We start from the raw sequence: 25,534 nt of genomic DNA, 5'->3' as shown, positions 1-25,534 counted from the left end.
CGGCCGCCCTCAATCGTCCATCTTCAGCGCCGCGATGAACGCCTCCTGCGGGATCTCCACGCGGCCGAACTGGCGCATGCGCTTCTTGCCTTCCTTCTGCTTGTCCAGAAGCTTGCGCTTGCGGGAGATGTCGCCGCCGTAGCACTTGGCGGTCACGTCCTTGGACAGGGCGCGGATGGTCTCGCGGGCGATGATCTTGCCGCCGATCGCCGCCTGGACCGGGATCTGGAACAGGTGGCGCGGGATCAGGTCTTTCAGCTTCTCGCACATGGCGCGGCCGCGGCTCTCGGCGCGGGTGCGGTGGACCAGCATCGAGAGGGCGTCGACCGGCTCGGCGTTCACGAGGATCGACATCTTGACGAGGTCGCCCTCGCGGTAGTCGGAAACGTGGTAGTCGAACGAGGCGTAGCCTTTCGAGATCGACTTCAGGCGGTCGTAGAAATCGAACACCACCTCGTTGAGCGGCAGGTCGTAGACCACCATGGCCCGCTTGCCGACGTAGTTGAGGTCGATCTGGATGCCGCGCCGGTCCTGGCACAGCTTCAGCACGCCGCCGAGATACTCGTCGGGCGTCAGGATCGTGGCGCGGATCCACGGCTCCTCGACCGTCTCGATCTTCATCGGATCGGGCATGTCGGCGGGGTTGTGCAGCTCCTTGTGCTCGCCGTCGCGCATCAGCAGGCGGTAGACCACCGAGGGCGCGGTCGAGATCAGGTCGAGGTTGAACTCGCGCTCCAGCCGTTCCTGAATGATCTCGAGATGCAGGAGTCCCAAGAAACCGCAGCGGAAGCCGAAGCCGAGCGCCGCGCTCGTCTCCATCTCGTAGGAGAACGAGGCGTCGTTGAGCCGCAGCTTGCCCATGGCGCCGCGCAGATTCTCGAAATCGGCGGCATCGACGGGGAACAGGCCGCAGAAGACGACCGCCTGGACTTCCTTGAAGCCCGCCAGCATCTGCGTGGTCTGGCGCTTGTCCTCGGTGATGGTGTCGCCGACGCGGGTGTCGGCCACCTCCTTGATCGAGCCGGTGAAGAAGCCGACCTCGCCGGGGCCGAGTTCGCCGATGTCGGACATCTTCGGGCGGAACACGCCGATCCGGTCGACGCCGTAGGCCGCGTCCGCGCCCATCATGCGGATCGTCATGCCCTTCTTCAGCACGCCGTCGACGATGCGCACCAGCACGACGACGCCGAGATAGACGTCGTACCAGCTGTCGACGAGGAGCGCCTTGAGCGGGGCCTCGCGGTCGCCCTTGGGCGGCGGCAGGCGGGTGACGATGGCCTCCAGCACCGCCTCGATGTTGAGGCCGGTCTTGGCCGAGATCGGCACCGCCTGCGAGGCGTCGAGCCCGATCACCTCCTCGATCTGCTCCTTGACCCGGTCGGGCTCGGCGGCCGGCAGGTCGACCTTGTTGAGGACGGGGACGATCTCGTGGTTGGCGTCGAGCGCCTGGTAGACGTTGGCGAGCGTCTGCGCCTCGACACCCTGGCTGGCATCCACCACCAGCAGCGAGCCCTCGCAGGCGGCCAGCGAGCGCGAGACCTCGTAGGCGAAGTCCACGTGGCCGGGCGTGTCCATCAGGTTCAGGATGTAATCCTTGCCGTCCTCCGCGCGGTATTCGAGCCGCACGGTCTGGGCCTTGATGGTGATGCCGCGCTCCTTCTCGATGTCCATCGAGTCGAGCATCTGCTCGCTCATGTCGCGCAGGGCCACGGTGCCGGTGGTCTGGATCAGCCGGTCGGCCAGCGTCGACTTGCCGTGGTCGATATGGGCCACGATCGAGAAGTTGCGGATGTTGTCGATGCTGCGGGTGGTCATCGGGGTCTCCGGCGCGGGGCGGCTCGTCAGCTTGCGCGGCGCACGGCAGGGCTGTCGGGGAAAGGCAGGCGGGGAGATAGCAGCGGCAGGCGGGCGCGCCAAGGCGGGGGCCGCGCGTGCCGCAGCCCGTCGCTACAGATGCGCGACGCGCGCCGAGACCTCGATGGGCTCGACGCCGACCAATTCGTCGAGGGAGCGGCCCACGAGATCGCGGGCGGCGTGGCAGCGGCGCAGGGCCGCCCCGTCCTCCGCTTCAGCGAGGTGATCGAGGGCCGCGCCGAGTTCGAGGAGGCCGAATCGGCGGGCGCCCGCCGCCAGCGTCCCGGCCTCGGCGCGCAGGGTCGCGGCGTCGGCGAAGGTGGCGTCGAGCAGCGCGACGAAGCCGCGCAGGGCGCCCCGGGCGCTGTCCGGGCCGAGGGCGGCCACGAGTCCCTGATAGGGCCGCCGGTCGATGAGGGGGGCGGCCGGCGCGGCCGCCTCGGTTTCCGCCAGCACCACGGCCGAAAGCTGGCCGGCGATGGCGGCGCAGAGTTCCGCCCGGTCGATCGGCTTGGCCAGATGGGCGTTCAGGCCCGCCTCGAGGATCGCGCGGACCTGCTCGGGCAGCACGCCCGCCGTCAGCGCCACGATCGGGACGTGGCGGCTGGGATGGGGCAGGGCGCGGATGCGGCGGGTGGCCGTCAGCCCGTCCATGCCGGGCATCTGCACGTCCATCAGGACGAGGTCGTAGATCCGGGCCTGCACCGCCGCCACGGCGGCCGCGCCGTCGGCGACCACGTCGACCTCGCAGCCCTGCCGTTCCAGGAGGCGCCGGGTCAGCTCCTGGTTGATGGCGTGGTCCTCGGCGAGCAGGATGGTCACGCCGGCGAGGCCGTCCCGCGGCGCGGGGGGCGGGGCCGCGGGCGTCTCGGTCGCGCCGCTCTCCCCTGCGCCGGGTTCGGGCAGGGCGCGGGCCGCGGGCAATTGGAGGCTGAAGCGGGAGCTCGCCGCCTCGCCGGTGAACGACACGCTCTCCAGCCGCCCGCCCATGCGGGAGACGAGGCGCCGGGCGATGGCGAGGCCGAGCCCGTCCCGCTCGGTGGGCAAGGCGTGGCCGCCGCTCCCCGTGAGGGCGAAGCTGATCCGGTTCTCCGCCCCGTGCAGGGCGTAGAGCGAGAGGGTGACGAGGCCGCCGCGCCGGTCGCGCAGGGCGGCGTTGAGCAGGTTGAGCAGGATCTGGCGCAGGCGCCGGGGATCGCCGCGCACGGTGGCGGGCAGGTTCGGGTCGATGGTGAGGCCGAGGGTGATGCCCCGCTCCGCCGCGATCGGCCGGACGAAGGCCGTCACGCTCTCCACCGCCCTCGCGAGCGCGAAGGGTTTGTCCTGCAGGTGGAAGTCCCCGGCCTCGATGCGGGCGAAATCGAGGATGTCGTCGACCGCCGTCAGCATCGTGCCGGTGGCGTCGCTCACGAGCGCGAGGCAGCGCGCCTGCTCGGCGCTCAAGGGGCCGCTGCTCCCCAGAAGATCGGTATAGCCGCGGATGGTGGCGAGCGGCGTGCGGATCTCGTGGCTCATCATCGCCAGGAATTCCGACTTCGCCCGGCTGGCGTTCTCCGCCTTGGCCTTGGCGAGCTCGGCCATGTCGCAGGCGATCCGGAGTTCGTCGGCCTGCTGCTTGCGGGCGGTCACGTCGCGCATCACCGCGATCGCGTAGGGCTCGCCGGGGGCGGCGGCCTCGATGAGGTTGCACACGCATTCGAGCCAGACCCAGCGCCCGTCCCGGTGGCGGGCGCGGAACAGGCCGGGGGCGTGGGGCTCGCCGGCGGCGAGGGCGGCCCGCATCTCGTCGATGACGGCCTGGTCGTCCGGGTGGAGGTAGGTCGCGTCGGTGAGCGTCGCCCGGGCCGCGTCGTCGTAGCCCAGCGTCCGCTCGATGGAGAGGGAGGCGCAGGAGAAGTCCGGGCCGTCGGGGCCGTAGAGGACGATGATGTCGCTGACGTTCTGGGCCAGCATCCGGTAGCGGCTCTGGCTCGCATCCGCCCGCGCCCGCAGGGCGGCCCGGGCGGCGTCGAGGGCCGCGCGCTGCTCGGCCAGCGTCCGCGAGGCCCGGGCGAGGGCGCGGCCGATGATGCCCACCTCGCGGACATGGCTCTCCTCCGCGGCGACGATCTCGCCCCGGCCGATCGCCTCGGCCTTGGCGGCGAGGCGGGCGGCGGTGCGGGCGACCCCGCGGGCCATGCGCTGGGCGAGCCAGCCGCCGCAGCCGACCAGGATCGCGGCGAGCGCGAGGAGGAGGAACAGGGAGTTGCGCAAAGGCGCCTCCAGGGCGTCGCGTCCGGCCCCGGCCACGAAGCGCCAGCCGGACCCTTTCGAATCCTCGCTGATATGCAGGACGTCGCTCGCCCCGCTCAGATGCGCCACGGAGGCGGCGGGCTCGGCCTTCCCGCTCTCCGGCTCGTCCGGTTCCTCGGTGCCGGCGTCAAGGCCGACCTGGGCGACGCGCTGGCCCTCGCCGTCGACGATCGCCGCCCAGTAGGAGGGGCCGAGATGCGGGGTGCGGAGCAGGCGCTCGAACTGGTCGACCTGCATCACCACGGCCACGACCTGGACGACCGCGCCGCCGCGCAGCACCGGCGCGGCGACGGCGACGATCCGCCGGCCCGTCAGGGCGCTGACGATGACGTCCGAGACCACCGGCCGGCCGGCCTCGGCGACCCGTGCGAGCAGTTCCGGCCGGGGCATGCGCGGCAACGCCTCGTCGGTCCGGGCGCGGGTGTTGACGCGCTGGCGTCCGTCGAGCTCGGTCAACGTCACGGACATCCGGACGGTGTCGATGCTCGCCAGCGCCTGCGCCCGGAAGGCGCGGGTGTCGCCCGCATCGATCGAGGGCGAGGCCGCCAGGGTCCGGGCGATCGCCGCCATCTCGGACAGGTCGTGTCCCACCCGCTCGCGGATATCCTCGCCGATCAGGGTGACGACCGTGCGCAGGCGCTCCCGCTCGCTCGTGACGTACCAATGGGTCGCGACCAGCGCGACGGTGGTCAGCGGAACGACGAGCGCCAGAGCGAACAGCGCGAACGAGGCAACCAGCGATCGAGACCGCACACCATCCGTCATCAGGACGCCACATCACGCTTCCGCGAGGTTTCGCGTCTGCCGGTCTTAAGGCGCGAGTTCTTAATGCATTTCGCACGAAGGGCCCATGCGCGTGACGCGCCGGGCCCGGCGTCGTTCGCGGGTGGGGGCGCAAGGGGCCGAAGCACGCGCTCCCGAGCGGGGCTCAGAGTGTGACGAGGGCCGCCGCGAGGCCGAGATTGGTGAGCTGGTGCAGGAACTGGTCGAAGCCCACCAGCCACCAGAAGCGCACGTCCTGCTGGGTCCAGCCGCCGATCCGGCCCAGCACGGTCTTGGTGCGGTCGACGGCGAAGTGGATGCCGAAATCGGCGAGCGCCAGCCACCACAGCCGCGGGGCCACCGCCAGCGCGATGAGCAGCGTCAGCCCGGCATGGCCGAGGACGTGCAGGGCGAGGGGCCGGGCCCAGCCGTGGCGCCGCTCCTTGCCCCGGGCGATCGCGTTGGTCTGGAACAGGAAGTCGGCCACGTAGTGCTTGAGCGCCATCACGGCCGCGAGCAGCAGCACGGGCAGGAGCGGCGTCAGATCGGAGGCGGGCAGGGAAGAAGACAGGGAGGCGGGCATGCGGCGGGCGGCTCTCGACGGTTCGATTGGACCGGTTCGGGCCCGTTCGGCAAGGCTCCCGCGTCAGCGGGGGCCCCCAGGTCCGCCCCCAGGGCCACCGCGGCCGAATCCGCCGCCGGGACCGCTTCCGTTAGGTCCGCCCCCGCCGAAGCCCCCGCCAGGACCACCACCAAGACCACCACCAGGACCGCCGCCTCCGAAGCCGGGGCGGCCCGTCCCGAAGCCGGGCGCTCCGCCGAAGCCGCCGGGCGCCCCACCGGGCCCGGTCCGGGTGTCGATCGGCAGGCCCCCGGGCCCCGCACCGCCACGGCCCGGCCCGACCTCGCCGCCGCCGGGCCCACGACCGGCCGGCCGGCCCTCGGGGCGGGCGGCGGGTGCGGCGCTGCCCGGCCGATCCGCGCCGGGAGCGCCGCCCCGGCCGTTTGAGACGGGCCTGTCGCCGCCCATCGACTCGATCCGCAGGCGCCCGTCCCGGGTGAGCTGCGCCTCCATCACCCGGGGGCCGCCGCCCGCCAGGGCGGCCGGATCGATCCGGCCGGCGACCGCGAGGCCCGAGCCGAGGCGAAGGCCGCCGCCGCCCGTGGCGAGGTAGCCTTCGATGCTGGCCCGCCCAAGGCCGGCCGGGAACGGGCGGCTGCCATCGCGGACGGCGGCCACATCGAAGCCCGCCTCCCCGAGGCGACCCTCGACCTCGGCGCGCCGCCCGTACAGCCCGGGCCTGATCCCGGTCATGGCCAGCGCCCCGATGCGCGGCACGCCGTCGGCGCCCCGCTGCACCGGTCCGGCGACCCGGTCCGGCCCGGTGTCGCGCCGCTCGATCCGACTGGCCACGATGGTTCCGTCCCCCTGGCGCAGGCCGCTCACCGCGACCCGCTCGCCGACCGCGACGGCGTCCCGGTCCCCGAGACCCTCCGTCGAGACCGCTTGCCCGAGCACGGTGAGGCGGCCCGGAGCGACGGCCTCGACCGGGCCGACCACCTCGCTCGTCACCGCGATGGCCCGGGTCACGAGATCGCCCGCGCGACCGCGGGCGACGACGCGCACGACGTGGCCGATCCGGAGATCGGCGGCCCGGGCCGGCCGGCCGTCGATGGTGACCCGCACGTCCCGGGGATAGGCGATGCGCAGGCCGTTGACGACGATCGAGCCGAAGCGGCGGATCGTGCCGATCACCCCCGTGCCGCCGAGGCCGCGGTCGCCCCCCGGCGTCTCGGCCTCGGTCGGGCGCGCGCCGGTGCCGCCGAGGCCGCGATCCTGCAGGGTCTCGCTCTCCGCCTGCGGCAGCGCCGGGCCCGGGCGCCACAGGGCCGTGCCGGCGAGCAGCATCAGCAGCCCGCGGCGGGTCGGGGCGGAGCGGCTCAAGACGCGCGGCCTTCCTCGGTGCCGGCGGCCCCGACGGGCGGCCCTTCCTCCCGGTAGATGTAGATGCCGAAATTCCAGCGGTGGCGCCCGCCCGGATCGTCGGCGCAGGCGGCGTGCGCCTCGGCATTGGCGTCCCGCAGCGCCCCCATGGCGATCTCCCGCGCCCGCTCCTCCAGCCGCTCCGCCAGCGGACCGGACAGCCCGTCGTAATGCACCGCGCGCTCGAAGAAACGTGGCGCCGGACCGGCGACGTTCGCCGCTGCCGCCGCGAGATGGTCGTGCAGGTTGCGCCCGAAATAGTAGAGTTGCGGCTCCCCTCCGCCCCGGGGCAGGTAGGCGGCCTCCAGCAGCTGCACCCGGCCCTCGGGATCCAGCACCGCGACGCCGCGGTCGAGCCACGCGTCGAGGACGGCGCGGGGGCGCACGTCCTTGGTCACCCCGGCCACCAGGGTCTCGAAGGAGGGGGCGCCGTCCTCGGCCGTGCGCGGCAGCGGCAGTGGGTGGCCGCCGGCATCGGTGAATTCGGGGGCGGCGAGCCAGCGGGCGATGATCCGGCTCGTGCGCGAGAGCCCGGCCGGGACCCGGCTCACCGGCGCGCCCGCCCCGCGCAGGCGGCGCACCTCCTTGCGGTGGATGCCCGTGAGCAGGCTGACGCGGCTGTCGGTCTGCTCCTTGCCGGGCAGGGCGAAGTCGTACTCGGCCACGTTCACGTAGAGTTCGCGCAGGAGGTTCGTCAGCGCCGGGAAGGTGATGCCCCGCTGGACGAGCAGGCGCACCAGTGGCCGCAGCAGACGGGCCACGGGGCCGTGCAGGGCAGCGCCGCCCGAGGGCGGTGCGGGATCGATCGGCGCGGGCATCGGGCGAGCTTAGCGACCGAGCCGTGGGACACAATCCCACAATGTGCGTGTCGGCACCCAAGCACGCCATTCGTCGATTGACGTGGGATTTTTGCACACGTATTTTTTCGTGGTCAAATTTCCCACGCCATCGGATTGGAGCGACGCCGTGATCGAGTTGAGGCCCCACCATGCCCCGGGCGACGCGCCGTTGGTGCTCGCCACCCTCCCGCGTCCGCTCATCGACGGGTCCGGGCGTCCCCTCTGCCGCGGCCTCGCCGTCGCCGCGGCGCTCCTCCTGCCCGCCCTCGGGCCCCTTGCGGCGGATCGCTTTCCGCCGCGCCCGGAGGCGGCGCGCGCCGCCGTTGCCTCGCTCATTCCCCCCTCGGGCGCGGCGGCGGCGCGCATCGCCCGCCTGCGGGAGGGCGTCCGATGAGAGCGGCCTCTTCCGCGCGCTTTCCCGCGCCTCGGTTCGCGGAATCCTGCGGCGGCGAGACCGTGATCGATTTCGCCCTCTGCCTGATCCTCGCCGTCGTGGTGGTCGGCCTGCTCCTGCTGGCGCTCTGACGGGCGACCGCGACCTGGCACGACCCCTGCGGATCCGACGCGCTCGGGCCGATCCTGTGCCGGCCGAACTTCGCCGTCCGTGCATGGCACCGGCGGCGCGACGGCCGGGCCCGGCCACTGGGGCGGTGACCCGAACTGGTACTTCTGACCTGACCGAAATGAACCAGATCGGGAAGAAACCGTTGGAACGGCTCAGCCTCCCCCCGGTGCCAGCCTCCGCTGCGCCGGGCGGCGGGCTGCGAGGGGAGCGTTTCGAACGGAGAGAACGACCTTGGCCAAGTCCCCATCCACCCGCGCGGCCCGGCGCCTATCCCTGATCGCCGGGCTCTCGGCGGCCCTTCTCGGCCTCCCGGCGGCGGTTTCCGCCCAGGATCTGGCGACCATGCGGGCCCCCACCGTCGAAGCCCCCGCCGTGCCGGCGATCGGCGAGGGACTGCCGAAGGGCGCGCTCGTGTTCCATGGCAATTATTGCGGTCCGGGCAGCCGCGGGGCCGGGCTGGCGCCGGTGGACGCCCTCGATCGGGCCTGCATGCATCACGATGCCTGCTCGCCGCCGGTCGGCCAGGGCGTGCCCTCCTGCGCCTGCAACGACCGCCTGGAGCGTGAGGCGGCCCTGGTGGCGCGCACGCCCCGCATCCCGGACGACCTGCGCACCGCGGCCGAATTCGTCACCGTCGGCGCCAAGGCCCTGGCCTGCGAGCCCTGAACGACGAGGGGCCGGACGGATCGCGTGGATGCGCCGGCCCCTGCTTGTCAGGCCTGGGGCGTGTCCAGGGTGATGCCGAGGGCGTCGAGGCCCTCCTCCAGCAAGGCGGCGGCCTCCGGCGTGCCGAGCAATTCGCGGATCGCGGTGTCGCCCGCAGCCTCGCGTTCCCGGGCGAAGCGCACCGCCTCGCCCCATTCCGCCGCCTCGAGGTCGCCGCGCCCGATATAGATCAGGGCGAGCAGGTTGCTGCGCTCGTCCTCGTTGAACCCGGCCACCGCAGAGCGGATCTCCTGCTCCGTGGCGTCGTCGGTGCCGCCGACGAGCACGTCGGTCGCCCCGTCATCGATGGGGTTCGAGCCCGAATCCGGATCGGTCGCCCCCTCCTTCGCCTCGACCGCCCGCAGCCGCAGGATGAGGTCGGTGAGCTTGTCGAGGGCGATGTCCATGTCTGACTCCGGTGCTGACTCTCTCGGTCCCGGCGGGGCCGGGCGGGGCGGGGCCCTGGCGCGAACGCGCGCCAGAGCCCCGGGCGGCCCGGAGGGGCCACGCCGGTCTCCCGCGGGCGGTGGCCCGCCGGAGGCCGCTGAGCTTCGAGAACTCGCGGGCGGTCAGATGGTTCGGAGAAGGCGGGGGAGGCGCCGCCCCACGCGCCTCACTTCGAGGACGAGAGATCCTCGGCCCGCCGATGCCACATCAGCAACAGGACCGACACGATAAGCCAGGGACCGGCGATCCCGATGAAGAACGACATGAGGGCATCTCCCGGACGGCGGGGCGCTGTTTCCGATGGACGGGTCGGCCCGGTCCGCCGGAAGGGATGATAGGCCCTGCGGCCCGGCCTGCAAGGCTTCGCGGCGCCGCCATGGCCGCCTCAGGCGAAAAGCTCGGGCCGGCGCAGGCGCAGGGCGAGAAGGAGGGTGTAGGTCTTCATGTCGGAGAGATCCCCCGCCTCCGCCCGGGCGGCGAGTTCGGCGAGCGGCATTTCCAGGACGGTGATGCCCTCGTGCTCCTCGGCGAGTCCGCCGCCCGCGCCGGTGCGGTCGGCGGGCGCATAGGCCGCCAGGAACAGGTGCATCCGCTCCGTCGAGACGCCGGGCATGGTCCAGACCGTCGCCACCGGATCGAGGGGGCCGAGCCGCAGGCCGGTCTCCTCGAAGGCCTCCCGGCGGGCGCCCTCCTGCGGGTCGGCCTCGTCGAGGAGGCCGGCCGGTACCTCCAGCAGCTCCGGCAGGCCCGCGGCGAAGAACGGGGGCGTCCGGAACTGGCGGATCACCAGGGCGACCCTGCGCTCGGGATCGTAGGGCAGCACCGCCACCGCCTCGCCGTGATCCTCGATCTCGCGGGTGACCGCGTGTCCGTCGGGCAGGGTCACGTCGGCGATGAGGAAGCTCGCCCAACCGTCGTGGACGGTGCGGGTGCTGCGGATCCGGGGAGCCGGGCTTTCGGGGGGCATGGCCTCTCCATCACTTGCCGTCGGGATCACTTGCCGTCGGGCTTGCTCGCCGTCGGGGGCGTCATCGGGTGCCGGGCGCGCGGCGGATCAGGAAGCGGAAGACGGGCCCGTCACGCTCCTGCGCTTCCAGCGCGGCGCCTTCCTCGCGCACGAGATTGGGGATGTCGATGCCCGAGAGCGGGTCGGTGCAGGAGACGCGGAGTCGCGCCCCGGGGGCCAGCGCGCGCAGGGCCTTGCGCGTGCGCAAGGTCGGCAGGGGGCATTTGAGGCCGGTCAGGTCGAGTTCGACCGGGGAGGGGGCGAGAGGTCCGGACATGCGGCCGGGCGCATAACACGAAAGAACCCCGTCGGCCTGCATGGCCGGCGGGGTTCCTGGGTGACGGTCCGGGTGAGTTCCTGGGCGACGGCCGGAGCCGGCGACGTCACCAGCCGTAATAGGCGCCGTAGGACGGATAGCCGTAGCCGTAGGCGGGGCGGTAGCCGTATCCGCCATAGCCGCCGTAATAGACCGGGCGGGCGTAGCCGTAACCGCCATACCCCCCGTCATAGCCGTAGCGCGGGGCGGCGCTGGCCGCGATGGCGCCGCCGATCAGGCCGAGGGCCGCGCCGGCGAACAGGGCGCCGCCGACGTTGCGGCGGCGATAGCCGTATCCGTAGCCGTAGCGCGGGCCGCGATAGCCGCCGTAGGAACCCCGGCGCCAGCCGACGTGATCGACCGTGGTCTTGGCTCCGCCGACCGCGTCCCCGGTCATGGCCGGAAGCGGGGCCGCCTGGGCGGCGGGCGCGGTCCCGACGACGGTCACCGCGGTGGCGGCGAGGCCGGCAAGCGTCAGGGTCGTGATGCGCGACATGGCTGCGTTCTCCTGAAGTGTCACGAGCACGTTCAGGAACCATCGCGCGGCCGAAGCGTTCCGTCCGGCCAAGCTTGCGCCTTCATCGCGGTGTGCCGCGCCACACATCCCGGCCTCGACGCGCGGCTTTTCCGGGATCGGGACGCCCCTCAGAACGTGCAGTCGGTGAAGGCCGGTTCCACGCATTTCTCCCATGGCCCCTCGTAGGCGGCCAGGAGCCGTTCGGCCCGGCTCTGGCCCGCGGCGACGATGGCTTCGAGGGGCTGAAGATAGACGGCTTCGTCCCGCCCGGCCCCGTCGCGCCGCCGCCGCGCCTGCAACCCGGCGCGGGCGATGGCCAGCGCTTCCGCGGCCACGGCGCCGAGGCTGCGCCCGCCGATGCTGGCGGCGAGACCGAGCCGGGGCACGGCGGCGCGCAACGATTCGCGCTCGGCGGCCGTCCAGCCCCGCACGAGGTCCCAGGCGGCGGACAGCGCCGTCTCGTCGTAGAGGAGGCCGGCCCAGAGGGCCGTCTGCGCGGCGATCATGGCCGGGCCGCCGACATCGGCGCCGCGCATCTCGAGGAAGCGCTTCAGGCGCACCTCGGGGAAGACGGTCGAGGCGTGGTTGGCCCAATCCGACACGGTGGCCCGCTCGCCCGGAAGCTGGGGCAGCCGCCCCTCCATCAGGTCGCGGAACGAGGCGCCGGAGACGTCGTGGTAGGTCTCGCCGCGCTTCACGAAGTACATCGGCACGTCGAGCAGCCAGTCGGCATAGGCCTCATAGCCGAAACCCGGCTCGAAGGCCTGCGGGAACATGCCGGTGCGGTCGCCGTCGGTGTCGCGCCAGATCTCGGAGCGACGCGACAGGAAGCCGTTGGGCCGCCCGTCGGTGAAGGGCGAGTTGGCGAACAAGGCGGTCGCCACCGGCTGGAGGGCGAGGCCGACGCGCAGCTTGCGCACCATGTCGGTCTCGGAGGAGAAATCGACGTTCACCTGCACGGTCGCGGTGCGCAGCATCATGTCGAGGCCGAGGCTGCCCACCTTCGGCATGTAGCCCCGCATGATGCGGTAGCGGCTCTTGGGCATGAACGGCGTGCCCTCGCGCGTCCATTTCGGGCTCATGCCGAGGTCGAGAAAGCCGATGCCGAGGGGCTCGGCCGCCCGCGCGGTCGCCGCGAGATGCTCGTCGAGCTCCGCCGCGGTGGCGTGCACGTCGGCCAGCGGCGCCCCGGACAACTCGAACTGCCCGCCCGGCTCGATCGAGATCGCCCCGCCGCCCTCGGGCCCCGCGAGCCCGATGATGGTGCCGGCGTCGAGGATCGGCTCCCAGCCGGTCTCGCGGCCGAGGTTGTCCAGCAGCGCGCGGATGCCGCGCTCGCCCTCGTAGGGCACCGGAGAATGGTCGGCCGTGTAGAACGGGATCTTCTCGTGCTCGGTGCCCAGCGCGAAGCGCGCCGCCGGCTTCTCGCCGTCGGCAAACCACGCGATCAGTTCGTCCCGCGAGGTCAGCGGGGTCGTGTCGGACGTGTCGCGCGCCATGCGCTGCCTCGTCGAGCCGGTGGAGGGGCAGGCGCGAAAAAAGGCCCGATCGGATGACCGGGCCCGCGATCGGCCGCGCCGCAGATGTCGTGTCCTTAGAGCAGGCCGCAAGGGCCGACAACGCGGGGGCGCTTTACGGATCGGGCATGTTACGGATCGGGCATGACGGCGGGGGCAGGGACCGGCAGGGCGCTGCCGGTCGCGGGCCGCCCGTCGAGGCCGTGCCGTCTCGGTGGAGGACCCGCAGGGACCGTCGCGGTGATTCCGGTGCGCCTCGCGCCCGGTGCCGCGCCGTCGCGATCCCCTGGATCGTCGTCGGGCCTGCTCACGCGCATGGTCCCTCACTCCGATCCGCGCTCGTCAGCGCGCGTCGCCGAGCACCGCCTGCACCAGCGCCATGACGGCCACCGCCGCGGTGTCGGCCCGCAGGATGCGCGGCCCGAGCGAGAGCGCCACCGTGTTCGGCCGCGCGGCGATCAGGGCGCGCTCCTCTTCGTGAAACCCGCCCTCGGGGCCGACCAGCACGGCGAGCGGCGGGGTTTGTCCGTCCGTGGCGCCGCGGAGCGCCGCGACCGGATCGGCGACGGGGGCGTCCTCGTCGCAGAACACCAGCAGGCGCTCGGGCTCCAGGGCGGCGAGCGCCGCGGGCAGGCGCTCCGGCTCGACGACGGCGGGGATCGCCAGGATGCCGCATTGCTCGGCGGCCTCGATGGCGTTGGCGCGCAGGCGGTCGAGCTTGATCCGCTCGCCCTGGGTGAAGCGCGTGAGGACCGGCCGCAGCGTGCCGGCCCCCATCTCCACCGCCTTCTGGGCCATGTAGTCGAGCCGCCCGGTCTTCAGGGGCGCGAACAGGTAGTGCAGGTCGGGCGGGGCCGGCTGGGGGCGCGTCCGCTCCACGATCCTCAGGTCGGCGCTCTTGCGGCCGTTGGGAAAAATCTCGGCGCGCCACTCGCCGTCGCGGCCGTTGAACAGCAGCACCGGCTCGCCGTCCGTCTTGCGCAGGACGGTGAGCAGGTAGTTCGCCTGCGCCCGCTCCAGCGGCAGGACGCGCCCCTCCGCCAGATCCGCCTCGACGTAGAGGCGCGGCGCGGTGAAGTCGTAGAGGGCCATGCCGGCCTCGTCGCGTGGCGCTCGCGGCCTGTCAATCGGCCGAGGTGATGCGGAACGGCAACATGCCCCGATTTTCCGACGATTGCCCACGGTTCCGGGCCTCGTGCGCCCCAAAGCACCATTGGCGCCACATTCCCATGCAGGAACGGGGACATCGAAACATCGTGAAGCCTTTCGCCGATTCCCGAGGCGCGCACCGCGCCGGGGAGAGGCGCCGGGCGGACGCTGCGGGATCGGGGTCAACACCCGTCGCGGCATCGGGGAGAAGGACCGAGCCCAATGACTGCATTGTCTGCCGCATCGTCGAAGGTTGCCGCCGCGCTCGCCGGCTCGCTCGCAGGCCTCGCCCTGCTCGCCGGCCCGGCGCTCGCCCAGAGCGCCTTCGGGACGATGCCCGCCCCCTCCATGAACGCTCCGGCCGAGCCGGCGCCTTCGGCCGGCGCGCCCGCCATGCCGGCGCCCATGAGCATGCCGAGCCCGGCCGCCACGGCCCCGGCCCCCGCCGCGCCGATCCAGGCCGGCACGGATTGCGGCGCCATCCAGAAGACCCTGATCGAGCGCAAGAACCTCGTGGGCAAGGCCAACTCGGCCTCGAACTCCAAGCAGAAGATGACCCCGCAGGCGGCCTGTGCCCTGTTCGGGCAGCTCCAGGCGAACGGCACCGCCGGCATCAAGTGGATCACCGCCAACAAGGATTGGTGCTCGATCCCCGATTCCTTCGCCGAGGGCTTCAAGGCCGACCACAACAAGGTCGGGGCGATCCGCACCAAGGTGTGCGGCATGGCGGCCCAGGTCACCAAGATGGAGGCCCAGGCCAAGGCCCAGGCGCAGAACGGCGGCGGCAATGGCGGCCTCCTCGGCGGTCCCGGCCTGAGCGGCAGCTTCAAGATGCCGCAAGGGGCGCTGTAAGCCGCGCCTCGCCCGCGTCCCCGCGTTGCGTCCCCACTCCGAGCCTGCCGGCCGCGTCGCCGACGCGGTCGCCGGCCATTGGGTCGACCGGCTCGCGCCGGCGCCGGCCCGGCCCTATCTCCGCCTCGCCCGGATCGAGCGGCCGGTCGGCTGGTGGCTCCTGCTGCTGCCGTGCTGGTGGTCGGCCGCCCTCGCCGGGATCGCGGGCGCCCGCCCGCCCGACCCGCTCCATCTCGCCCTGTTCCTGATCGGCGCGGTGGCGATGCGCGGCGCCGGCTCGACCTACAACGACATCGCCGACCGCGACCTCGACGCGCAGGTGGAGCGCACCCGCTCGCGCCCGCTGCCCTCGGGGCAGGTGAGCGCGCGGGCCGCCGCCGTCTTCCTCGTGGCGCAGGCCCTGGTGGGCCTCGCCGTGCTCCTGCAATTCAACGGCACGGCGATCGTCGTCGGGGTGCTCTCGCTTGCCCCGGTGGCGATCTACCCCTTCATGAAGCGGGTGATGCCGCTGCCCCAGGGCGTGCTCGGCCTCGCCTTCGCCTGGGGCGCGCTGATGGGCTGGGTCGCGGTGTTCGGCCGGCTCGATGCCCCGGCGCTGTGGCTCTACGCCGGCACGGTGGCCTGGATCGTCGGCTACGACACGATCTACGCGGTGCAGGACATCGAGGACGACGCCATCGCCGGCATCAAGTCCTCGGCCCGGCTGTTCGCTGGGCGGCTCACGCAAGCGGTCGGGCTCTGCTACGCCCTCGCCGCCGCCCTGATGGTGCCGGCGCTCTGGGGCGCTGGCGCGGGTCTCCTCGGCTGGCTGGGGCTCGCGGGCTTTTCGGCCCATCTCGCCTGGCAGGTCGCACGGCTCTCGCCCCAGGACGGCGTCCGGGCGCTCGGGTTGTTCCGCTCGAACCGGAATGCCGGCCTGATCCTGTTCGCGGGCCTCGCCGCGGACGCGCTCCAGCGCAGTCTCTGACGACCGCGTCCGGCATGGCCGCGTCCGGCATGACTGCATGCGGCATGGCCGCGTCCGGAAGGGCCGCATCAGGAATGGCTCCCGCGCGGCGCCGCGCCATATCGGGCGCATGAGCGACACCGATCCCCGCACCGCCATAGATCCGATTGCCGACGGGCCCGTGCCCGGACCCAGGGGCGCCCCCGGGACGCCTGTCCCTATCCGGGCGGTTCGTCCGAGCGCCGGGAATGGCTCGAGGGCTATGACGGCGCGCCGATGGACCGGGCGCCCGACCTGCCGATGGACAACGGCTGAGGATCTTCGGCGGCATGCCCGCTGCGCCGTCGCGGCCGGCGGGAGACCCCTCGGTCATCGGGACAGTCGTGAGGCGCTTCCCCGCGCGCGCATTGCCCCGGGCGGCGGCTCAGACCAAATCCGGTTGATCCCTTCGGGATGGCGGATTTAGGCTTCGCTTTGATCAAGCGGAGCCCGTATCAGGCTCTCGAAACAAGCAATGGGACCCGAGAGCGGAGAGGATCGACCCGGATCCCGGGACGACGGCTTAGCCGCGGGCGATGATCTCGCTCTCGCCGCGATGGATGCAGGGCCGGGCCGGCAGCCGGGTGGCCTTGCGGCGGGCGAGGAAGCGGGGGCGGCGGGCGCTGAGCGAGCCGTTGCGGCGGCGCTGGCGGCTCTTGCCCAGAGCCAGCCGCCCGATCTGCTGGGAGACCGGCACGAGGCTGCCATCCTCGCGCAGCAACATCCGCACCAGGGCCCCCTTGGCGGTGACGTCGCGCCACAGGGCCACCACCTCCTCCTCCGGGAACGGTCCGAGGCGCATCAGCACCTCGCCCTCGGCATCGAGGAGGAGCAGGGCGAAGCCGTCCGGGCCGCCCTCTCCGACCATGGCTTCGGCGAAGGCGAGCGCCACGCCGGTCGCCCGGGTGCCCGGCGCATAGGGGGCGACGATCGGCAGCGGCGTGGCGGCGAACGACACCGCGGCAGGAGCCGCATCCGCGACGCGGCCGGCCGGGCAGTCCTGGTTCGCGATCTCGAAGGTCATCATCGGTTCTCTGCCATGTCCCTGGTCGCGGTCTCTTGCGGACGCGCTGTCATGACAAGCACAGTGCCCACTCTCCCCCCCAAGGCGCCTTAAGGGCGAGCGTTAAGCAATGGTGGACGGCCCCCAAGTCTGCAGAATGCTCAACGGACCCTTGCCGCGATCGCGCAAAGCCGGGCGCATCCGTTCCCGGCACGGCTGGCCTGCAGCGCTTCGTCCTTGTGGCTGCGCGAGGTTCGCCCTTAGAACGGGGGCCCCACCGGCATGACGCTGGCACCGCCGGAAGCAAACCCCATGACCGACACGACATCCTCCGCTGGGGCGCGCGCCGAAGCGCTGGCGCCGCTCATGCGCGAGGCCGTGCGCGAGGCCGCCGGCTTCGCCCTGCCGCTGTTCGAGCGGGGCGGGCAGACGCGGGCGCGGGTCTGGTCGAAGGCCGGCGGCTCGCCGGTGACGGAGGCGGATGTCGCCGTCGATACCTTCCTCAAGGTCCGCCTGTCCGAGCTCGAGCCGGGCGCGGCGTGGCTCTCCGAGGAGACGATCGACGATCCCGTGCGGCTCGGGGCCGAACGTGTCTGGATCGTCGATCCGATCGACGGCACCCGGGCCTTCCTCTCGGGCCATCCCGACTGGTCGATCGCCGTCGCCCTGCTCTGGGCCGGCCAGCCGGTGCTCGGCGCGGTCTTCGCGCCCGCCACCGGGCATTACTACGAGGCTCTGGCGGGACGCGGCGCTACGCTCAACGGCGCCCCCATCACGGTGTCCGACCGTTCGGCGCTCGAAGCCGCACGGGTCACCGGCCCCAAGCCGATGCAGGAGCGCCTGCTCGCCGGCGCGGCGCGGCTCGGACCGCGTCCCACGGTGACGACGGTCGAGCGGGTGCCCTCGCTGGCGCTCCGCCTGGCCCGGGTGGCCGAGGGCGTGATCGATCTCGGCCTCGTCTCGAAGGATTCGCGGGATTGGGATCTCGCCGCCGCCGACCTGATCCTGCGCGAGGCGGGGGGCGTGGTGTGCGATCTCGACGGGGAGCCGGCGGTCTACAACCGGCCGGAGCCGCGCCACGGCGAACTGATCGCCACGCCGCGCGCGCTGCGCGAGCCCGCCTTGCGGGCCCTGGCGCGGGGCTGAGCGTTGCCGCACGCAGCCCTGGCCGGGAGTCATACCAAATCCGGTTGATCCCTTCGGGATGGCGGATTTGGGCTTCGCTCAAACGCCGCGCGGGCTTGCCTGATACGGGCTCTGCTCTGATCAAGCGGAGCCCGTATCACCCCTCCGTCGGCGCTGGCACTGCAGGCGTTGCGACAGACAAAAAACGCCCTGGATCCGGGATCCAGGACGTTCGTCGATATCACGGTGCCGAGACGGCCTTCGTCGAGCGTTCGCATCCGCCTCTCAGGCCGATGCGGGTGCTTCCGAAGCACAATCCGGGGATGCGGGAGGCCGATCGAACCCAGGCCCCGAGGGCGGAGCCGACCCGATGGTCGGGCCCGCCGCGCCGGGCGAGCCGCCGGTCAGGCCGCTTCCCTCAGCCGCACCGCCTTCGGCGCGAGGCCGAGCCGGTCTGCGAGGTGCCAGCGCAGTTCGCGCGGCGAATGATACTCGTAGGAAGGATCGATCAGGTGGGAGAGATCGGCCGAGGTATTCTGCGCGGCAGTCTCAAACAGTCTATCCACCCGGAACGTCACCGAATCGGTGACGGGCGAGATGGCGCTCACATGGCGCCGGAATTCGAAATGCATGTTTCTTCTTCTATCTCACCGGATACCGTGCCCAGGATCGGGCCGGCCGGTGTCGTTTCTGGTTGTTCTGAGGGTCTTGGTGGTCCTGGCGGCACCCGCCTCAGAGCGGGAGCCGTTTCGTCGTGGGAGGCGTCTCGTCCGGTCGGACGTCAGACGGCCTGCAGGTTCCCGGCGGCATCCTTGCCGCTGCGCTTGTCCGTCAGAACCTCGTAGGAAACCTTCTGGCCCTCGACAAGGTTGCGCAGGCCGGCACGCTCGACCGCGGAGATATGGACGAACACGTCCTTGCCGCCGTCATCGGGCTGGATGAAGCCGTAGCCCTTGGTCTCGTTGAACCACTTAACAGTTCCAGTATCCACGAACAGTTCCTTCGTTCTGTGCGAGCCATAGGCCAGCGTCTGCGCGACGCCAGCGCATGACTTCATCCGCCGATTTACGGATAGGACGGGCCGCGGGGTAAGAGAATGGATGCGGATGAACACCGCCGCGCCGCTCCCGTCAGGCCTCTATGTAGGCGGATGATGCGGCCTTAACAAGGCGCCGGGCCCGGTGCGGACGCCGCGCCGCAGGGGTCTTCCGCACGCGCCACCCTGTGACAAAGCCCGAGACGAATGCATATAAGGGTGACGGTCCAGGCTCTTATGCCGGGCCATTTCCCATCGCGGTCGGGCGGTTCATGGCGGGCATCTCGGTTTCCTTAGAGGGCGCGAACATCCAGCTCTCCTTCCAGAAGGACGAGCAGTCGACGGCGGTGGTGATGGACGCCCGCGCCGCCCGCGCGTTGGTGCGCGCTGTCGGCCAACTCCTGACTGCGATCGACGACGGCGACGAGGTCGACCTCCCCGAAGAGGGCAGCGACGAGGACATGGCCATGCTCGACGTGACCTCCTCGGCGATCGAGGTCGGCACCGACGAGCAGGGCCAAGCGGTGGTCGCCCTTCAGGCCGGCGCCCTGCCGCCGTTCCAGCTTCGCCTCACCGACGAGGAGGCCCGTCATGTGGCCACCAGCCTCAGCGAGATCCTGGCGGCGCCGCGGGACGTGCGCGCGTCCCACGGCGGGCACTGAGCGGGCGTTACACCCCCGGCTGAGCGGGGGTCATACAAATCCGGTTGATCCCTTCGGGATGCGGATGTGGGCTTCGCTCAAACGCCGCGCGGGCTTGCCTGATCCGGGCTCCGCTTTGATCAAGCGGAGCCCGGATCAGACCCCCGGCTTTCCCTTGCGGCGACGGGCGCGTTCGGCGCTCGGGAGCGCCTCCGGCACCAGGGTCACGGCGACCGGGTTGGGCGTGTGGTCGTAGGCCGCGCCGTTATAGGCATCGACGCCCATGCCGATGACGCCGCCCGCCAGCACGTTGCCGGCAAAGCCCGCCGCGCCCGTTCCCACCAGCTTGGTCCGCACCGGCACGGTCTGGGGCCGATAGCCCGGCAGGGTGAAGGTGGCGTCGAACTCTTCCGAGCGGGGGATGTCGAGGGAGCAGGGCGTGGTCGGGCAGAACCGGCTCTTCGAGGTCTGCATCGCGGCGCCGGGCGGCTCGGAGGTGAAGGCGATCAACTCCGACGTGCCGCGCGTGACGCTGCCGCACGCCGAGACGCTCACCGCGACGAGCGCGGCGGCCAAGCATGGACGAAACATAGAAAGAAGCCCCCAAACGCCGCCTCTTCGAGCGGGTGAAGGGGTTGTCCGATCGGCTCGGCCGCAACGCAAGCGTGCCGCGACGGAAATTCACAGATCGGTCGCCGTCCTCCGGAAACCGTCACATGAAAGCGACGGCCGCCGTCCTGGTCAGGGCGCGGCGGCCGTCGGGCCTCAGAGGCGGATGCCGGGATCGGTCGGCCCGCCCGGCAGGTAGTCGGGCTCGGAGCCCGGACCCTTCGGTTCGTCGATGCCGGGGTCGTTCACCGGATAGGGCGTGCGCGGCCCGGTCGGACCGATATCGGGCTGCTCGTCCGGCTGCGGCGGCGGGGGAAGATCGCCGGGAATCGGGTCGGGAATGCCGGGATTGGCCATGGGCCTCCTCCTGCTCGGCGTGAAAGGGGCGTGGTGCAAGGAACGTGGTGAAAGGAACGTGGTGAAAGGGACGTGGGGGTGCAACACCCGCTCGCCAGTCCGGTTCCGTTCTCGCCCGGCCCCGACCCCGGTCGCGACCCGGCCCGCCGGAACCGACCGGATCCCGACCGGTTTGCCCGGCATATCCCCGACATCATCCGGAGTGGAGCATGCCCGATATTCGCGAGGCCAAGATCCTCATCGTCGCCACCGACGGCTTCGAGCAGAGCGAGCTGACGGTGCCGCTGGAGCGGCTGAAACAGGCCGGCGCCACCGTCCAGGTCGCCAGTCCCGCCTCGCGCCAAACCCCGGCGACGATCCGCGGCTGGGACAAGACCGACTGGGGCCAGGACGTCCCGGTCGATCTCGATTTGGAGCGCGTGAACCCGGCCGATTACGACGCGCTGGTCCTGCCCGGCGGGCAGATCAACCCGGACAAGCTGCGGGTCGAGCCGAAGGCCCTGGAGGTGATCCGGAGCTTCCTGACCGCGGGCAAGGTCGTGGCCGCGATCTGCCACGCGCCCTGGCTCCTGATCGAGACCGGCGCGGTCAAGGGCCGCAGACTGACCTCGTTCGCCTCGATCAGGACGGACGTGATCAATGCGGGCGGCGATTGGCAGGACGAAGCGGTCGTGACCGATGGCGGCCTCGTCACGAGCCGCAACCCGGGCGATCTCGACGCCTTCGTCGCCAAGATCATCGAGGAGGTGAGGGAAGGCCGGCACGCGCCGCGGCAACTCGCGGCCTGATCCGGCCCGGGCCGCAACTCGCAAGTCCCAGCGCGCAAGTCCCAAACGGAAAGCCGCCGATCCGCTCAGGGCCGGCGGCTTCGTCGTGCCGTCCGCCCGGAGGGGTCAGCGCTTGGCCAGGGCCCTCTGCGCCTTGCGCTCGCTGGCGCCGGCCATCAGCTTGGCGAGGTGTTCCTGATCGAAGCCGTCGGCGCTCGCCGTCATCACGGAAGCGCCGGGCAGGGCATCGACCCGGCGCACGCCGAGCGAGCCGGTGCTGACCGGATCGGGCAGGGACGCCACCGGCAGAGCGGGGGCGGGGGGCTCGCGCTGGAGGCGCAGGGCCCAATGGGCCGCGGTGGAGAGCAGGGCGATGGCCAGGATCGCCTTGATGCCGCTCGTCAGAATACGCCGCATGGGTGCGAGGCCGTCGAAGGCTGAGAGGGAAAGGTGGCCGGTTCCCCGGCCTGTCGCATCATCGCTCGGGATCGTGAACAAACCGCTCGCTCGGCCCGCCCGGGTCGTGCCGGATTGAGGCAGGGGCGCCAAGCGGCGCCGGTCGGGTTCGCGAATCGGACCGAACCGCACGGCGGGGCAGGATCTGGACCCGAGCCCGCTCTGAAAAGGAGCCCCGCGCCCTTGACATGGCCCGTCCGACGGGCTTCCCGCAGGCCATGGACACGGAACGGGACGCGGGCGCGGCGCACGGCATCGCCGTGGTGGGCGGCGGCCCGGCGGGGCTGATGGCGGCCGAGACCCTGGCCGGGGCGGGCTGGCCCGTGACCGTCTACGAGCGGATGCCCTCGCCCGGGCGCAAGCTGCTCATCGCCGGTCGCGGCGGGCTCAACCTGACCCATTCGGAGCCGCTGCCCGGTTTCCTCGCCCGCTACCATCCGGCGAGCGCGCTTCTGCAGGCCGCGATCGAGGCGTTTCCGCCGTCGGCGCTGCGGGCCTGGTGCGAGGGCCTCGGCCAGCCGACCTTCGTCGGGTCGAGCGGACGGGTGTTTCCCGAACGCTTCAAGGCCTCGCCGCTCCTGCGGGCCTGGCTCGCCCGGCTCGCCGCGGGCGGCGTGGCGATCCGCACCCGGCATCGCCTGGTCGGGTTCGGGCCCGACGGGGCGCTGGCCTTCGCGACGCCCGACGGCCCCCGCACGGTCCGCCCGAAGGCGGTCCTGCTGGCGCTCGGCGGCGCGAGCTGGCCGCGGCTCGGCTCCGACGGAGCCTGGGTGCCGCTCCTGTCGGAGGCGGGCCTCGCGGTGGCGCCGCTCAAGCCGGCCAATGTCGGATTCTCGGTCTCCTGGTCGGCCCATGTCGCGGAGCGCTTTCCGGGGGCGCCGCTCAAGCGCATCGCCGCCGCCCTCGACGGGATCGGGGCCCGCGGCGAGGCCGTGGTGACGGCGGGGGGCATCGAGGGGGGCGTGATCTACGCGCTGTCCCGGCCGATCCGCGAGGCGATCGCGCGGGAGGGCGCGGCCCGCCTCGTCCTCGACCTGCGCCCCGACCTCGAGGTCGACGCTCTCGCGGCGCGCCTCGCGCGGACGCGGCGGGGCGAGAGCCTGTCCCAGCGCCTGCGCAAGGGGGCGGGCCTCGATCCGGCGGCGATCGCCGTGCTGCGCGAGGCCCACGTCCACGCCCACGCCAGCGTCAACGCCAACGTCTTGCCGACCGAGGCGGGCGCGCTCGCCGGCGCGATCAAGGCCGCGCCTTTACGCCTCCTGGCGCCGGCTCCGATCGCCCGGGCGATCTCGACCGCGGGCGGCCTCGCCTTCGCGGCGCTCGACGAGCGGTTCATGGTGCGGGCGCGGCCCGGCCTGTTCGCGGCCGGCGAGATGCTGGACTGGGAGGCGCCCACCGGCGGCTACCTGCTCCAGGCCACCTTCGCCAGCGGCCGGGCGGCGGCGCAGGGGATGCTGGACTGGCTTCACGCGCCCGCCGCGTGAGATGCCGAGCCTTCAGCCCCGTTTCAGGATGAAGCGGGCAAGAAGGCGTCTTTCTCAGAGAACCGTCCCGGAACCGGCCCCGTGAGCAGCATCAGCGTCGTCACCCTCAACAAGGGGCGCGAGGCCCATCTCGCCCGCCTGATCGAGGGCCTCGCCCGAGGCCCCGCGCCGGCCGAGTGCATCGTGGTCGAGATGGGGCCCGATCCGGCGCCCTTGCCGCCTGCGCCCTCGACACCCGCCTCCTTGCCGCCGACGCCGTTCCCGACGCGCCGCATCGCCTTTCCGAGCGCCGGCCTTCCCCTCGCCGCCGCCCGCAATGCCGGACGCGCGGCGGCCTCCGGCGATCTCCTCGTCTATCTCGACGTGGACTGCATCCCGGCCTCGGGCCTGGTGACGGCGCTGGCGGCGGCGGCGCAGGCGCAGGACGGCCTCGTCTGCGGGCCGATCCGCTATCTGCCCGCGGGCGCCGTGCGCGACGGCTGGAGCGAGGCCGAGCTGATGCACGCCGGTGTCCTGCATCCGGCCCGGCCCTTTCCGGAGAGCGGCGTCGTGACGACCCCGAATCCGGGCCTGTTCTGGTCGCTCAGCTTCGCCGTGCGGGCCGCGACCTGGGACCGGCTCGGGGGCTTCGACGAGGGGTTCGACGGCTACGGGGCCGAGGACACCGATCTGGCCTTCCGCGCCGCGGCATCCGGGGTGCCGGTGCTGCTCGCCGGCACGCCGCCGGCCTTCCACCAGCACCACCTGTCCTGCGATCCGCCGCTCCAGCACTTTTCCGACATCGTCCGCAACGCCCGCCGCTTCCGCGCCCGCCACGGCCTCTGGCCGATGGACGGCTGGCTCGACGCCTTCGCGCGCCTCGGCCTGATCGCGCCGGAGCGCGAGCCCGACATCGTGGTGCTGCGCCCACCCACGCCCGCGGAGATCGCCGCCGCGCAGGTGCCGGCGGACCGGCCGTTCTGAGACAGCGGGACGCCGCCGCCCTCGCCTCAAGCGGGCCCTGAGGCTCCGCACAGCGCGTCGATCGCCGCCGCCGTGCGGGCCAGCGCCCCGGGGTCGGCAAGGCCGGCGATCCGCGCCGGGTCGAGGGCGAGCGCCCGCGCGACGAGGCCGGGCCAGGCATGGGCGGCGGGCCATTCCGTTTGGACGATCGCCGCGCCGAGCCGGGCCAGCCCCTCGGCCTTGGCCTCCTGCTCGCCATAGGCCCGGGGCTCGGGCAGGCATAGGAAGCGCTTGGCGCCCCCCGCCACCGCGGTGACGAGGCCGTCGCCCGCGCCGCCGACGACGAGGGCGGCCGGGGCGAGATGCGGGCGCACGTCGGCGACCCAGCCGTGGCGATGGAGGTTCGGCGGGCAGGGGCCGTCGCCCGAGACCGGGCCGAGCACGTGCCAGTCCCGCTCCGGCACCGCCGCCGCGGCCTCGGCGAGCTGGGCCAGGCTGCCGCCCTCGCCACCGCGGCCGTAGACGACGACGATGCGGCCGTCCGCGTCGGAGGCCGAGGGCTCCGCCCCGAGGAAGCCGCCATACAGGGTCTTGGCCCGCACCCAGTCCGGCACGTCGCCGCCATCGAGGGCTTCGGGGAAAGGGGCGAGCAGGCGCGTCGCCGCCCGGAACGCCTCCAGGTGCGGCGGGTCGGTGCGGGTGCCGGAGAGGCGCACGACGAGTGTCGGCACCGAGAGCAGCCGGGCGAACAGAGCCACCTCGCAGGAGACGTCGACGATCATCAGGGCCGGGTCGTGGGCGGCGGCCCAGGCGGCGATCCGGCCCATCCGGGCGCGGATGCCCGGATGGTTCAGGGGCGCGTAATGGAAGGCCTGCGGCCGCTCCGCCGCCCCGTCGCGCCCGTCGAACGCCGCGTCCAGCCGGTCGTCGGGCAGGTCGAGGACGGGGCCGGGGGCCGCCGCCGTGTCGATCTGCGCCAGGGTGCCCATCAGGGTGCAGGGCCGCCCGAGCGCGCCGACCGGCCGGGTCACGCCGCCGCGTCCTGCCTCAGGGCGGCGGCCATCGCCTCCAGCGCGGCGATGGCCTCGTCCAGGGGGCATTCCGGCGCCGGGAGGGCGGGCGGTTCGAGGCGGGCCTGGGCGCGTTCCACGAAGGCGATGTCGTTGGGGCAGGGCAGGATCGCGGCGAGGTCGTCCGCGGAAAGCCCGGCGGCGGCAACGGCCTCGGCGGCGGCGCCCTCGCGCCAGAGGCGGCGCAGATGGGCGCGGCGCAGGATGGCGTCCCGCCAATGGGCCGCGGTCGGCAGGCGGTAGGCCTCGCCCTC

General features: G+C 72.8%; 29 protein-coding genes and 1 pseudogene. 11 read left to right on the top strand and 19 right to left on the bottom strand.

Annotated elements, in window-relative coordinates:
* Positions 1 to 9: 9 nt before the first annotated feature.
* The 5 genes from lepA to LW587_RS17480 form a co-directional block, all read right to left on the bottom strand.
* On the bottom strand, positions 10 to 1,815 hold the full coding sequence (gene lepA / locus LW587_RS17500; protein WP_232630872.1) for a translation elongation factor 4: 1,806 nt from the start codon (positions 1,813 to 1,815) through the stop codon (positions 10 to 12).
* Positions 1,816 to 1,947: 132 nt separating this feature from the next.
* On the bottom strand, positions 1,948 to 4,911 hold the full coding sequence (locus LW587_RS17495; protein ID WP_232630871.1) for a response regulator: 2,964 nt from the start codon (positions 4,909 to 4,911) through the stop codon (positions 1,948 to 1,950).
* A 163-nt stretch (positions 4,912 to 5,074) separates the two neighbouring features.
* Positions 5,075 to 5,491, bottom strand: coding sequence for a DUF3307 domain-containing protein (locus LW587_RS17490; RefSeq protein ID WP_232630870.1), 417 nt, complete (start codon positions 5,489 to 5,491; stop codon positions 5,075 to 5,077).
* A 63-nt stretch (positions 5,492 to 5,554) separates the two neighbouring features.
* Complete coding sequence (locus tag LW587_RS17485) at positions 5,555 to 6,853, bottom strand: DUF5666 domain-containing protein (RefSeq protein WP_232630869.1); 1,299 nt, start codon at positions 6,851 to 6,853, stop codon at positions 5,555 to 5,557.
* The gene (locus LW587_RS17480) at positions 6,850 to 7,710 is read right to left on the bottom strand and encodes a DUF6502 family protein (RefSeq protein WP_232630868.1); all 861 of its coding nucleotides are present in this window, start codon (positions 7,708 to 7,710) and stop codon (positions 6,850 to 6,852) included. The genes LW587_RS17485 and LW587_RS17480 overlap by 4 nt, the downstream gene beginning before the upstream one ends.
* A gap of 148 nt (positions 7,711 to 7,858) precedes the next feature.
* On the opposite strand from LW587_RS17480, the gene LW587_RS17475 reads away from it, so the two are divergent.
* The 3 genes from LW587_RS17475 (at position 7,859) to LW587_RS17470 (ending at position 8,962) form a co-directional block, all read left to right on the top strand.
* Positions 7,859 to 8,125, top strand: coding sequence for a hypothetical protein (locus tag LW587_RS17475; RefSeq protein ID WP_232630867.1), 267 nt, complete (start codon positions 7,859 to 7,861; stop codon positions 8,123 to 8,125).
* Positions 8,122 to 8,256, top strand: a complete 135-nt coding sequence (locus LW587_RS24065; protein ID WP_269780344.1) for a hypothetical protein — start codon at positions 8,122 to 8,124, stop codon at positions 8,254 to 8,256. Before LW587_RS17475 ends, LW587_RS24065 begins: the two co-directional genes overlap by 4 nt.
* A gap of 271 nt (positions 8,257 to 8,527) precedes the next feature.
* The gene (locus LW587_RS17470) at positions 8,528 to 8,962 is read left to right on the top strand and encodes a hypothetical protein (RefSeq protein ID WP_232630866.1); all 435 of its coding nucleotides are present in this window, start codon (positions 8,528 to 8,530) and stop codon (positions 8,960 to 8,962) included.
* A 47-nt stretch (positions 8,963 to 9,009) separates the two neighbouring features.
* Here LW587_RS17470 and LW587_RS17465 read toward each other — a convergent pair whose 3' ends face one another.
* The 6 genes from LW587_RS17465 to LW587_RS17440 form a co-directional block, all read right to left on the bottom strand.
* On the bottom strand, positions 9,010 to 9,408 hold the full coding sequence (locus LW587_RS17465) for a DUF3775 domain-containing protein (RefSeq protein WP_232630865.1): 399 nt from the start codon (positions 9,406 to 9,408) through the stop codon (positions 9,010 to 9,012).
* Between the two features lie 425 nt (positions 9,409 to 9,833).
* Positions 9,834 to 10,415 carry an NUDIX domain-containing protein gene (locus LW587_RS17460; RefSeq protein ID WP_232630864.1) on the bottom strand — a complete coding sequence of 194 codons (582 nt, stop codon included), beginning with the start codon at positions 10,413 to 10,415 and terminating at the stop codon, positions 9,834 to 9,836.
* 61 nt (positions 10,416 to 10,476) lie between these two features.
* Positions 10,477 to 10,731, bottom strand: coding sequence for a sulfurtransferase TusA family protein (locus LW587_RS17455; protein ID WP_232630863.1), 255 nt, complete (start codon positions 10,729 to 10,731; stop codon positions 10,477 to 10,479).
* 106 nt (positions 10,732 to 10,837) lie between these two features.
* Positions 10,838 to 11,266 (bottom strand): hypothetical protein, encoded by a 429-nt coding sequence (locus LW587_RS17450; RefSeq protein WP_232630862.1) that lies wholly within the window; start codon positions 11,264 to 11,266, stop codon positions 10,838 to 10,840.
* A 149-nt stretch (positions 11,267 to 11,415) separates the two neighbouring features.
* Entirely contained in the window at positions 11,416 to 12,786 is a 1,371-nt protein-coding gene (locus LW587_RS17445) for a glutamate--cysteine ligase (RefSeq protein ID WP_232630861.1), read from the bottom strand.
* A 360-nt stretch (positions 12,787 to 13,146) separates the two neighbouring features.
* Entirely contained in the window at positions 13,147 to 13,896 is a 750-nt protein-coding gene (locus LW587_RS17440) for a 16S rRNA (uracil(1498)-N(3))-methyltransferase (RefSeq protein ID WP_232630860.1), read from the bottom strand.
* A 279-nt stretch (positions 13,897 to 14,175) separates the two neighbouring features.
* Between LW587_RS17440 and LW587_RS17435 the strand changes: the two genes are divergently transcribed.
* From LW587_RS17435 to LW587_RS24250, 3 genes are read left to right on the top strand one after another with little or no spacing between them, the layout of a single operon-like run.
* Entirely contained in the window at positions 14,176 to 14,805 is a 630-nt protein-coding gene (locus LW587_RS17435) for a hypothetical protein (RefSeq protein WP_232630859.1), read from the top strand.
* Between the two features lie 25 nt (positions 14,806 to 14,830).
* Entirely contained in the window at positions 14,831 to 15,772 is a 942-nt protein-coding gene (gene ubiA, locus LW587_RS17430; protein WP_232630858.1) for a 4-hydroxybenzoate octaprenyltransferase, read from the top strand.
* Positions 15,773 to 15,805: 33 nt separating this feature from the next.
* Positions 15,806 to 16,066 (top strand): ribosome modulation factor, encoded by a 261-nt coding sequence (locus LW587_RS24250; RefSeq protein WP_442919163.1) that lies wholly within the window; start codon positions 15,806 to 15,808, stop codon positions 16,064 to 16,066.
* Positions 16,067 to 16,313: 247 nt separating this feature from the next.
* Here the strand turns inward: LW587_RS24250 and LW587_RS17425 are convergent, their stop codons facing one another.
* Positions 16,314 to 16,817 (bottom strand): DUF6101 family protein, encoded by a 504-nt coding sequence (locus LW587_RS17425; protein WP_232630857.1) that lies wholly within the window; start codon positions 16,815 to 16,817, stop codon positions 16,314 to 16,316.
* Between the two features lie 288 nt (positions 16,818 to 17,105).
* Here LW587_RS17425 and LW587_RS17420 point away from each other — a divergent pair, with 288 nt between their 5' ends.
* A complete protein-coding gene (locus LW587_RS17420) occupies positions 17,106 to 17,939 on the top strand; it encodes an inositol monophosphatase family protein (RefSeq protein WP_232630856.1) in 834 nt (277 codons plus the stop codon).
* 383 nt (positions 17,940 to 18,322) lie between these two features.
* On the opposite strand, the gene LW587_RS17415 is transcribed toward LW587_RS17420, so the two are convergent.
* Entirely contained in the window at positions 18,323 to 18,550 is a 228-nt protein-coding gene (locus LW587_RS17415) for an AsnC family transcriptional regulator (RefSeq protein WP_232630855.1), read from the bottom strand.
* A 149-nt stretch (positions 18,551 to 18,699) separates the two neighbouring features.
* The gene (locus tag LW587_RS17410; RefSeq protein ID WP_003598898.1) at positions 18,700 to 18,909 is read right to left on the bottom strand and encodes a cold-shock protein; all 210 of its coding nucleotides are present in this window, start codon (positions 18,907 to 18,909) and stop codon (positions 18,700 to 18,702) included.
* 317 nt (positions 18,910 to 19,226) lie between these two features.
* Here LW587_RS17410 and LW587_RS17405 point away from each other — a divergent pair, with 317 nt between their 5' ends.
* Positions 19,227 to 19,616 (top strand): hypothetical protein, encoded by a 390-nt coding sequence (locus tag LW587_RS17405; protein WP_232630854.1) that lies wholly within the window; start codon positions 19,227 to 19,229, stop codon positions 19,614 to 19,616.
* Positions 19,617 to 19,751: 135 nt separating this feature from the next.
* On the opposite strand, the gene LW587_RS17400 is transcribed toward LW587_RS17405, so the two are convergent.
* Together LW587_RS17400 and LW587_RS17395 are read right to left on the bottom strand one after the other, a co-directional pair.
* Positions 19,752 to 20,186, bottom strand: a complete 435-nt coding sequence (locus LW587_RS17400; protein ID WP_332839842.1) for a translation initiation factor 2 — start codon at positions 20,184 to 20,186, stop codon at positions 19,752 to 19,754.
* Positions 20,187 to 20,360: 174 nt separating this feature from the next.
* Positions 20,361 to 20,561 (bottom strand): hypothetical protein, encoded by a 201-nt coding sequence (locus LW587_RS17395; RefSeq protein WP_232630852.1) that lies wholly within the window; start codon positions 20,559 to 20,561, stop codon positions 20,361 to 20,363.
* Between the two features lie 209 nt (positions 20,562 to 20,770).
* Here LW587_RS17395 and LW587_RS17390 point away from each other — a divergent pair, with 209 nt between their 5' ends.
* Complete coding sequence (locus tag LW587_RS17390) at positions 20,771 to 21,349, top strand: type 1 glutamine amidotransferase domain-containing protein (RefSeq protein ID WP_232630851.1); 579 nt, start codon at positions 20,771 to 20,773, stop codon at positions 21,347 to 21,349.
* 105 nt (positions 21,350 to 21,454) lie between these two features.
* Here the strand turns inward: LW587_RS17390 and LW587_RS17385 are convergent, their stop codons facing one another.
* Positions 21,455 to 21,745, bottom strand: coding sequence for a hypothetical protein (locus LW587_RS17385; protein WP_232630850.1), 291 nt, complete (start codon positions 21,743 to 21,745; stop codon positions 21,455 to 21,457).
* A 257-nt stretch (positions 21,746 to 22,002) separates the two neighbouring features.
* Here LW587_RS17385 and LW587_RS17380 point away from each other — a divergent pair, with 257 nt between their 5' ends.
* Both LW587_RS17380 and LW587_RS17375 read left to right on the top strand, forming a co-directional pair.
* Positions 22,003 to 23,268: a TIGR03862 family flavoprotein gene (locus LW587_RS17380; protein ID WP_232630882.1), complete on the top strand. Its 1,266-nt coding sequence runs from the start codon at positions 22,003 to 22,005 to the stop codon at positions 23,266 to 23,268.
* Between the two features lie 81 nt (positions 23,269 to 23,349).
* Entirely contained in the window at positions 23,350 to 24,231 is an 882-nt protein-coding gene (locus LW587_RS17375; protein ID WP_232630849.1) for a glycosyltransferase family 2 protein, read from the top strand.
* Between the two features lie 26 nt (positions 24,232 to 24,257).
* On the opposite strand, the gene LW587_RS17370 is transcribed toward LW587_RS17375, so the two are convergent.
* Together LW587_RS17370 and LW587_RS17365 are read right to left on the bottom strand one after the other, a co-directional pair.
* Complete coding sequence (locus tag LW587_RS17370) at positions 24,258 to 25,199, bottom strand: glycosyltransferase (protein ID WP_232630881.1); 942 nt, start codon at positions 25,197 to 25,199, stop codon at positions 24,258 to 24,260.
* A 38-nt stretch (positions 25,200 to 25,237) separates the two neighbouring features.
* Positions 25,238 to 25,534 (bottom strand): annotated as a pseudogene (locus tag LW587_RS17365) (glycosyltransferase); the annotation flags it as partial.

The organism is Methylobacterium sp. Leaf118 (assembly GCF_920984675.1).
Lineage (GTDB): Bacteria > Pseudomonadota > Alphaproteobacteria > Rhizobiales > Beijerinckiaceae > Methylobacterium.
Note: the sequence above shows the minus strand (reverse complement) of the source record. Positions and strands in the feature narration are given on the sequence as shown.

Excerpts from the sequence above, each read along its gene's own strand:
- LW587_RS17455 (WP_232630863.1), bottom strand. The coding sequence starts at position 10,731 with ATGTCCGGACCTCTCGCCCCCTCCCCGGTCGAACTCGACCTGACCGGC.
- LW587_RS17490 (WP_232630870.1), bottom strand. The coding sequence starts at position 5,491 with ATGCCCGCCTCCCTGTCTTCTTCCCTGCCCGCCTCCGATCTGACGCCG.
- LW587_RS17425 (WP_232630857.1), bottom strand. The coding sequence starts at position 16,817 with ATGATGACCTTCGAGATCGCGAACCAGGACTGCCCGGCCGGCCGCGTC.
- lepA (WP_232630872.1), bottom strand. The coding sequence starts at position 1,815 with ATGACCACCCGCAGCATCGACAACATCCGCAACTTCTCGATCGTGGCC.
- LW587_RS17415 (WP_232630855.1), bottom strand. The coding sequence starts at position 18,550 with ATGCATTTCGAATTCCGGCGCCATGTGAGCGCCATCTCGCCCGTCACC.
- LW587_RS17385 (WP_232630850.1), bottom strand. The coding sequence starts at position 21,745 with ATGCGGCGTATTCTGACGAGCGGCATCAAGGCGATCCTGGCCATCGCC.
- LW587_RS17390 (WP_232630851.1), top strand. The coding sequence starts at position 20,771 with ATGCCCGATATTCGCGAGGCCAAGATCCTCATCGTCGCCACCGACGGC.
- LW587_RS17450 (WP_232630862.1), bottom strand. The coding sequence starts at position 11,266 with ATGTCGCGCATCACGACCCTGACGCTTGCCGGCCTCGCCGCCACCGCG.
- LW587_RS17395 (WP_232630852.1), bottom strand. The coding sequence starts at position 20,561 with ATGGCCAATCCCGGCATTCCCGACCCGATTCCCGGCGATCTTCCCCCG.
- LW587_RS17435 (WP_232630859.1), top strand. The coding sequence starts at position 14,176 with ATGACTGCATTGTCTGCCGCATCGTCGAAGGTTGCCGCCGCGCTCGCC.
- LW587_RS17370 (WP_232630881.1), bottom strand. The coding sequence starts at position 25,199 with ATGGGCACCCTGGCGCAGATCGACACGGCGGCGGCCCCCGGCCCCGTC.
- LW587_RS17440 (WP_232630860.1), bottom strand. The coding sequence starts at position 13,896 with ATGGCCCTCTACGACTTCACCGCGCCGCGCCTCTACGTCGAGGCGGAT.
- LW587_RS17445 (WP_232630861.1), bottom strand. The coding sequence starts at position 12,786 with ATGGCGCGCGACACGTCCGACACGACCCCGCTGACCTCGCGGGACGAA.
- LW587_RS17380 (WP_232630882.1), top strand. The coding sequence starts at position 22,003 with ATGGACACGGAACGGGACGCGGGCGCGGCGCACGGCATCGCCGTGGTG.
- LW587_RS17480 (WP_232630868.1), bottom strand. The coding sequence starts at position 7,710 with ATGCCCGCGCCGATCGATCCCGCACCGCCCTCGGGCGGCGCTGCCCTG.
- LW587_RS17495 (WP_232630871.1), bottom strand. The coding sequence starts at position 4,911 with ATGACGGATGGTGTGCGGTCTCGATCGCTGGTTGCCTCGTTCGCGCTG.
- LW587_RS17420 (WP_232630856.1), top strand. The coding sequence starts at position 17,106 with ATGACCGACACGACATCCTCCGCTGGGGCGCGCGCCGAAGCGCTGGCG.
- LW587_RS17400 (WP_332839842.1), bottom strand. The coding sequence starts at position 20,186 with ATGTTTCGTCCATGCTTGGCCGCCGCGCTCGTCGCGGTGAGCGTCTCG.
- LW587_RS17460 (WP_232630864.1), bottom strand. The coding sequence starts at position 10,415 with ATGCCCCCCGAAAGCCCGGCTCCCCGGATCCGCAGCACCCGCACCGTC.
- LW587_RS17405 (WP_232630854.1), top strand. The coding sequence starts at position 19,227 with ATGGCGGGCATCTCGGTTTCCTTAGAGGGCGCGAACATCCAGCTCTCC.
- LW587_RS24065 (WP_269780344.1), top strand. The coding sequence starts at position 8,122 with ATGAGAGCGGCCTCTTCCGCGCGCTTTCCCGCGCCTCGGTTCGCGGAA.
- LW587_RS17465 (WP_232630865.1), bottom strand. The coding sequence starts at position 9,408 with ATGGACATCGCCCTCGACAAGCTCACCGACCTCATCCTGCGGCTGCGG.